This window comes from Veillonellales bacterium, from assembly GCA_039680175.1.
Lineage (GTDB): Bacteria > Bacillota > Negativicutes > JAAYSF01 > JAAYSF01 > JBDKTO01.
In genome coordinates, this window is the sequence record JBDKTO010000056.1 from 26,619 (window position 1) to 34,483 (window position 7,865).

Annotated in this window: 7 protein-coding genes and 1 riboswitch; of the genes, 3 read left to right on the plus strand and 4 right to left on the minus strand. The window is 48.6% G+C overall.

Features of this window, described 5'->3' with window-relative positions; all coding sequences use genetic code 11:
• Positions 1-47 precede the first annotated feature (47 nt).
• Complete coding sequence (locus ABFC84_09075) at positions 48-1,010, minus strand: acyl-CoA dehydratase activase (GenBank protein ID MEN6412896.1); 963 nt, start codon at positions 1,008-1,010, stop codon at positions 48-50.
• 145 nt (positions 1,011-1,155) lie between these two features.
• Here ABFC84_09075 and ABFC84_09080 point away from each other — a divergent pair, with 145 nt between their 5' ends.
• Together ABFC84_09080 and ABFC84_09085 are read left to right on the plus strand one after the other, a co-directional pair.
• Entirely contained in the window at positions 1,156-2,073 is a 918-nt protein-coding gene (locus ABFC84_09080) for an acyl-CoA dehydratase activase-related protein (GenBank protein MEN6412897.1), read from the plus strand.
• The gene (locus ABFC84_09085) at positions 2,067-3,158 is read left to right on the plus strand and encodes an acyl-CoA dehydratase activase-related protein (protein MEN6412898.1); all 1,092 of its coding nucleotides are present in this window, start codon (positions 2,067-2,069) and stop codon (positions 3,156-3,158) included. Before ABFC84_09080 ends, ABFC84_09085 begins: the two co-directional genes overlap by 7 nt.
• Here ABFC84_09085 and ABFC84_09090 read toward each other — a convergent pair.
• On the minus strand, positions 3,155-3,889 hold the full coding sequence (locus ABFC84_09090) for a DUF421 domain-containing protein (GenBank protein MEN6412899.1): 735 nt from the start codon (positions 3,887-3,889) through the stop codon (positions 3,155-3,157). The genes ABFC84_09085 and ABFC84_09090 overlap by 4 nt on opposite strands.
• A gap of 143 nt (positions 3,890-4,032) precedes the next feature.
• On the opposite strand from ABFC84_09090, the gene ABFC84_09095 reads away from it, so the two are divergent.
• A complete protein-coding gene (locus tag ABFC84_09095; protein ID MEN6412900.1) occupies positions 4,033-4,452 on the plus strand; it encodes a YmaF family protein in 420 nt (139 codons plus the stop codon).
• Between the two features lie 36 nt (positions 4,453-4,488).
• On the opposite strand, the gene ABFC84_09100 is transcribed toward ABFC84_09095, so the two are convergent.
• Together ABFC84_09100 and thiC are read right to left on the minus strand one after the other, a co-directional pair.
• Positions 4,489-6,381 (minus strand): ABC transporter ATP-binding protein/permease, encoded by a 1,893-nt coding sequence (locus ABFC84_09100; protein ID MEN6412901.1) that lies wholly within the window; start codon positions 6,379-6,381, stop codon positions 4,489-4,491.
• Positions 6,324-7,625, minus strand: a complete 1,302-nt coding sequence (gene thiC, locus ABFC84_09105) for a phosphomethylpyrimidine synthase ThiC (GenBank protein ID MEN6412902.1) — start codon at positions 7,623-7,625, stop codon at positions 6,324-6,326. Before thiC ends, ABFC84_09100 begins: the two co-directional genes overlap by 58 nt.
• A gap of 85 nt (positions 7,626-7,710) precedes the next feature.
• A riboswitch (TPP riboswitch) is annotated at positions 7,711-7,807 on the minus strand.
• Positions 7,808-7,865 lie beyond the last annotated feature (58 nt).

The following is a 7,865-nucleotide window of genomic DNA, read 5'->3' on the forward strand; positions in this document are numbered from 1 at the left end:
ATCCAGTAAGGCATCTCTCTTTAACGGAAAGATGCCTTACGTTTCTCTTAGCTGCCAGGTACTTTATTACTCCATTTGCCGCAGCGATCCCCCCAGCGGGCCGCTATTTCATTATTAATTTGCAGCTCTATTACTTCACACAAATTCGGACAGCCACTGCATTCAAAGCTATGGGGAATAAAACTGTAATCAACTAAATCAAAGCCGCGAAATGATGTTGGCCGCTCTTCGCTAACCTGCTCTTTCGACAAAAGAGCAGCGCCAATAGCGCCCATAACATTATAATGGGGCGGAACAACAACCGGACAGCCAAGAGCTTCTTGAAAAGCCCGCTTCATCCCCTGATTCGCCGCTACCCCGCCCTGAAACAGGATAGGAGCCTGAATGTTCTTGCCCTTGCCGACATTATTTAAATAATTGCGTACCAATGCCTGGCACAGACCGTTTAAAATATCGGCAATTTGATGTCCGGTCTGCTGTTTGTGAATCATATCCGACTCGGCAAATACGGCACAGCGCCCGGCAACACGCACCGGCGTCGTTGACTCTAAAGCGCGGCTGCCAAAATTCTCAATCGGCATATTGAGCCGCGCCGCCTGTTGATCCAAAAATGATCCCGTTCCGGCGGCACATACTGTATTCATAGCGAAATCAGTGACGACGCCATTACGGATAATGATAATTTTAGAATCCTGGCCACCGATCTCAAGGATCGTCTGTACGTCAGGCACAATATGCATAGCCGCCACCGCATGGGCGGTAATTTCATTTTTAACGGAATCGGCCCCAAGGACGACTCCTGCCAAATGCCGGCCGCTGCCGGTTGTCCCTACGCCGGAAACCGTCACGCCGGGATTATGCTCCCTGATCTGCTTAAGACCATTTTGCACAGCCTCAATCGGCCGGCCCTGCGTCCGTATATATAACGTATCGATTACTTCCCCTTGATTGCCAAGCATGGCGACATTGGTGCTGACCGAACCAACATCAATTCCCAGGAAAACTTCCATTCCGATTCCTCCTTTGACACGGCGAACTCTATTATTATGCCCTTTTAACAAAAAAATAATGCCGCTTTTGCACCAAGGCAATTATATAAATTACTGAATATGTAAATAATATGAATATTGCTATTCAGAAAGAGGCGAATGAAATTTGACGGTACGAATCGGTATACCGCGAGGATTACTCTACTACCAGTACGGAGCACTGTGGGAAAGATTTTTGCAGGGACTGGGGGCTGAAGTTGTCGTTACCGGCGATACTTCCAAAGCAACTCTGGATTGCGGCAGCGTATTGGATGATGTATGTCTGCCGGTGAAAGTTTATTTCGGACACATTTATGAATTAGCCGCCAGGAATGTCGATTATTTATTCACCCCACGGATCATCAGTGTTGCCGCCAGACAATACTGCTGCCCCAAAATTATCGGCATGCCGGATATTTTACACAGCAATATGGAGCAGCTGCCGCCGCTGCTGGATATAAATGTAAACCTTCACCAAAATGGGTGCAGCCTGTATCAGGCGGTTATAGCCGCGGGCCGCAGGCTGGGGAAAAATCCGCTATTCAGCCTGTATGCCTGGCATAACGCCTGGCAGAACCACCGAAGGGAGCAGCCTTTTTTTTGTCCCTGCCGGACAGACCGGCAGCGAATCGGCCTGATCGGCCATTCCTACATCATCCACGATCATCAAATCAGCATGAATGTAATTGACAAGCTGAGCAACCTTGGCTTTGAAGTGATTACACCTGATATGGTCAGCCTTTGCCAGGCCGCCGCTGCTGCTAAGACACTAAACAAAAAAATTTTTTGGTCGAACAGCCACCATATGGCCGGTGCTGCCTTGACCTTGATACAGTCAACACCTCCGGTTGACGGGCTGATTTTTATGACTTCTTTTGCCTGCGGGCCGGATGCCTTAATCGGTGAACTGATAAAGCGGCGGGCTCATGCACTCAATATCCCCTGCATGCTATTAACAGTAGATGAACATACGGCTGAAGCCGGCTTTGTAACCAGGCTGGAAGCCTTTACCGACATGCTGAGCCGGAGGCGGCAGCCATGTTGATTACTTTCCCCCACATGGGAGATATGAGCATCGTCCTGAAAACGTTATTTAATGGTCTTGGACGCCAAGTATCCGTTCCGCCGCCGATTTCCAAGCGAACCTTGGAACTTGGCATGAAATATTCCCCGGAGACCGTCTGCCTCCCGTTTAAAGTGAATGTAGGAAACTTTATCGAAGCCCTTGAACAAGGGGCCGATACCATTGTGACCTGCGGCGGGGTCGGCCCCTGCCGGTTAGGCTACTACGCCGAAATACAGCGGAGCATTCTTCAAGATCTGGGGTTTCGGTTTGATATGATTGTGGTCGAGCCCGCTATCACCAATATCTTAAAAAACTTGCACCGGGTCGCGCCTAAGCAGAGTCTGCCGAATATCTATTCGGCCTTTCGTCTGGCAACCGCCAAAATGAATACACTGGATAGTCTGCAGCAAAAAGTATACCGCCTGCAGCCGCGGGAAATAAATCCGGGAGAGGCGGATTCTGTCCGACTGCAAGGAGTCCGGGAAATCGACACGGCCGAAACTCTGACAGCATTAGCCGCCGTCCGGCAGGAAACGGAAAGCAAGTTGGACAGCGTCAAACTCCGCTCCGGCATTCAGCCGCTGCGGATCGGTATCGTGGGCGAAATTTATGTCATGCTGGAACCTTTTATGAACCAGGACTTAGCCAGTCATTTGGGAAACATGGGAGTAGAAGTACATCAAACCATGTTTCTCAGCGATTATGTAAATGGTCATTTGTTCAGAAAACAAGAATATCTAAAACTATTTCAGCACCTTGCCGCTTTAGCACAGCCATATCTTCGCCACACCATAGGCGGTCACAGCTTAAAAAGCATTGGTCATACGGTCAATATGGGCCGGAAAAACTTCGACGGCGTCATTCATATATTTCCCTTTACCTGTATGCCTGAAATAGTTGCGAAAAACATCCTGCCTAAAGTCAGCAGCGACGCAAATATCCCTGTGCTGTCGCTGACTTTCGATGAACAATCCGGCGAAGCCGGGTTAATGACCCGTTTGGAAGCCTTTGTTGACTTATTGAAATACCGGCGTTCCAGCCAAACCGCTGCTGATCCCGATTAATCCGTTTTCTCCTGGGATGAAGACTGATTCCGTTCCCCTGCCGGACTTCTCCGGCTGCTGATAAACAGCTGGCCCTTGGAATCAATCACCGCGTAAGTCACCTGGGAGGGATGAGCGATATTGCGATCCACCAGCTGCTGTTCCAGCCAGGCCCGGGAACGGTTTTGCTTATCTAAATTTTCTTCAATGATTTGTCCGTCCATGATGATCTCCACCGGTAAAGCAGGATCAGCCAAATGAATGTTAAAGTCGGTCTTAGTCAGCGGCTGATAGTCCGATTTCTTGATCACGCTTAATTCCCCGGTTGTTTCCACAATAGCGTATTGCACCTCGGACACATCGAATATTCCTTTCTCCCGCAGCTTGCCGCTTAACTCATCCAGGTCAAACCGCATGCCCCGCATATTTTCCGCGATGATATGCCCGCTTTTAATCACAACCGTCGGTGAACCTTCAATTATTTTTCGCAGCGGCCGGCTTTTTATCGTAACAAAGGATAAAGAATAGGTAAGAACAATAAACAACACCAAATCATAATAATGGCTCCATAACTTTTCCGGATCTGTGGAGAGAATACTGCCGGCAATCGAACCAATAGTAATACCGCTAATATATTCGTAAAAAGTCAATTGTCCCACTTGGGTTTTACCCAATATCCGGGTAAAAATTAATAAACTAAAAAACACCATGGCAGTTTGCCATGTATCACGAAATATTCCCTGCCATTCCATAAACCGACGGCCTCCCCTCAATGCATATATTATAGGCTGAACAAAATAACGGAAAATTATTACACAATTTCTTTGTTTCCACTCACCATTTCATGACCAGCCGAATACTAATATTAGAGAGAAACGTATAGGAGGTTAGGGGAATGGAGCAAGAGGAAAGAAAAAAGCTCTGCAACTATCATTTGGTGCATGTACACAGCTATTCAACCCAAACCGGCGTCGCCAACGACCATCAGCATGTAATTATGAGTGTAAGCGGTCCAAAAATTACAGCCGACGGATCGCATATACATGTTCTTAAAGGCCGGACCGACTTTCATATTGATCACTGGCATTCCTATGAAGTAGAAAGCGGACCCGCTCAAGTTCAGCCCGACGGACGCCATTGCCATTATTTTCAGGGAGTCACCTCCGTAGATTTAAACCACTCTCATCCTTATTCCGGCGTAACGGGACTAACCTTTGATGTAGGCGCCGATGACCGGGACGATGATGATGACGATGACTATAACTATATGCCGACAAAAGCCGGACAAAAATATAAATACGGTCACCGGGAATAGCTTGTTTTCTGAAAAAAGGCTGAGAGATATCATCCCTCAGCCTTTTTTCAGTATCTTTTCCAGCTTCCAGCCACCCTGGCCGTCAAGCTGGAGCCGCCGAGAATGGTATTTTTGCAAGGAAGGACGATGACCTACACTAATCACTGCCGTTCGCGGCAATTTCCCCAGCAGCAATTCATATACCCATCGCTCCGTAGCTTCGTCCAGCGCGGAAGTTACTTCGTCAAGGAATAGCCAGTCCGGTTTTAGCAGCAGCATCCGTACGAAAGCGATCCGCTGCTGCTCCCCCAGAGAAAGAACCTGGCCCCAATCCATTGTTAGTTCCAGTTTATCCGCTAAATAAGGTAACCGGCAGTCTGCCAACTGCTCCAGCAGCTCCCTGTCTTCTACCGGCCTGGCTGCTCCCGGATACAGCAGAACCCGGCGAAACTGATCCACCGGCATATAGGGGCGCTGGGGTATAAACAAAACCTTTGCTCCCCTGGGGACCCGGATACATCCGTCAGCATAAGGCCAAAGTCCGGCCAGCACCCGAAGCAGTGTGCTTTTGCCGCAGCCGGAAGGGCCGGCGACCAACAGCCGCTCTCCCGGCCGAAAGCTGACGGTCATATCCTGTATGAGGCGATAACCATCCGGTCGAAAAACAGTAACATGATCCCCGGCAAACTTCTCTTCCTGCTTGTACTGCCGTTTCATTTTATAATGAGTTTCTTCTTGCCGAACCGCCTCCATATACACCAAAAAGTTATTAAGCCGGTTGACGACAGCACGCCACTGGGCCAAGCGGGTGAAACTGTCGATGATAAACGAAAACCCGGTTTGAACCTGATTATAGGCGTCAATAATTTGAAACATTTGGCCCAAATGAATTTGATTGCGAAAATAACGGGGTGAAGCAACCAGCACGGCAAAAATCACGCCAATTTTGGAATAGCCTGTCGTCAGCCACATCAACTTTTTGCGCAGCCGGATAATGTGAGTATAATTGAAAACGATTTGTTTGAATTGCTGCAGACAGTTTCTTTTTTCCTGCAACTCGCCGCCATATAAAGCAATACTCTCCGCATGATCCCGAACACGCACCAGACTATAGCGAAAGTCGGCTTCATAGCGCTGCTGATCATAATCCAGCCTGACCAGCGGCCGCCCCATCTTTACTGTCCAGTAAGTACCAATGATCGCATAAACCAAAGCCGCCCAAACCAAATAGCCGTAAATCGGTACTTCCAGCCCTCCCGCCGATAAAAAGATCACCCCGGATAAATCCCATAAAATCAGAACAAAAGAAAAAACTGTCGCCGCATCCTGGAGGAAATCCAAGGTAAGCCGCAGAGTAAGATGAACAAACATTTCAATGTCCTCACTAATCCGCTGATCCGGATTATCCGCCGCATTCCCGGCGATAAGCTGCAAGCGGTAGTACGTTTTTTGCCCCAGCCAGTCGGATAAGTAATAATCCGTCAGCCAGCGGCGCCAATGAATATGCAGCAGCATCCGGGCATACAGCTGATACCCTTTTACGATCACAAACAATCCGGCCAGCCCGGCAAACCTCACAATCGCATCCATAAATCCGTCATAATTATAGTCCTGAATGACCTGATAGAAAAATCCCTGCCACACATTCAACTGTACGGCAATGTACACGACCCCTAAATTCAAGCCAATCACCAGCAATAGCAGCCGCCATGCCGACAGCTTCTCCGCTGAAAGCCAGTAAGCCCGGCCAATTCTCCAGGCGCTTCGCAGCACGAAGCCTCGCTTCACTCGCCTCACCCACCTCCCTATGTTATATTTTACCGCTGCTCCCAGCATGACAGCAGCGGCAAAAAAAAAAGAACCCCTGCTCACTGCAGAGGCTCCTTTCTCACTTATTTCAGGCTGATTGCTTCGCCGTTTAATATCTTTTTCATATTCTTCATCGGGCACATCTTACCGCACATGGTACAGGTATCTTCGCATTCCGGCTTCGATTCCGCCCGGTAGCGTCCGGCTTTTTCCGGATCAATGGACAGTTCAATCATCCGGGGAAAATTGCTGTCGGTTCTGGCGGCGCTCATTGCGTTGTCCCAGTCCCGTGCGCCGGGTATTCCTTTGGCAATATCGGCCGCATGCGCCGCGATCCGGGCGGCAATAATCCCCTCCTTCATATCATCCAGGTTGGGCAGCCGCAAATGTTCGGCTGGCGTCACATAACAAAGAAAATCGGCGCCGCTGGCAGCGGCGATGGCACCGCCGATAGCGCTGGTAATATGGTCGTAACCGGGAGCAATATCCGTCACCAATGGCCCCAGCACATAGAACGGCGCTCCATGGCACAATTTCTTTTCCAGCATCATATTGGCGGCAATTTCATTCAAAGCCATATGTCCGGGGCCTTCGATCATAACCTGGACATTTCTGGCCCAGGCCCGTTTGGTCAATTCGCCCAATGTAATTAACTCTTCAATCTGAGCCGCATCGGTAGAATCCTGGGTCGATCCGGGACGACAGGCATCCCCCAGGCTCAGGGTAATATCATATTCTTCGCAAATATCCAGCAGCCGATCATAATATTCGTAAAACGGGTTTTCCTTCTTATTCAGCTCCATCCAGGCAAACAGCAACGAACCGCCCCGGGAAACAATATTGGTCAGCCGTTTGTTTTTCTTCACCCGTTCGGCGGTATTCCGGTTCATGCCGCAGTGAATGGTCATAAAATCCACACCGTCTTCGGCATGACGTTCCACCACTGAGAAAAACTCATCCACAGTAATCTCTTTCAAATCCTTATTCAGCATTCCGACCGCATCATACATCGGCACAGTGCCGATCATAGCCGATGAAAAATCAACCAATTTCCGCCGAAACGATTGAGTTTGTCCGTAACAGCTTAAATCCATGATAGCCTCTGCCTTTAATTCAATTGCCTTCCTAACCTTCTCCATCTCGCCGTCAATATCGCAGCAGTCTTTCGACACTCCCAGATTCACATTGATTTTTGTCCGTAATCCCGCTCCTACACCTTCCGGATCCAGGCTGGTATGATTTTTATTGGCAGGAATGACCACTTTCCCCTCTGCCACTAAATTTCTTAGAACCGCTGCCTCCATGTTTTCTTTTTTGGCCACAGTCCGCATTTGGTCCGTAATGATTCCCTTTTTGGCAGCATCCATTTGTGTGGTATAATTCATTCTGTTTTCCCCTTTTTCATTTTTTATAAAACTCACAGCCAATTCGTCCAATCATACAAAAAAGCTTACCAACGGTAAGCTTTTTCCTAACTCTGCAAAGCTTCCCTACGGTGGAATTACCCACATCAGGTGTAAGGGTTGGAATAAATCCTCTCAGCCATTAAGCGCCCCTAGCCAATCTTCTATTGTAAGAATATTGTACAACATTTTCCACAAGCTGTAAACAAAAATCGTATAGTC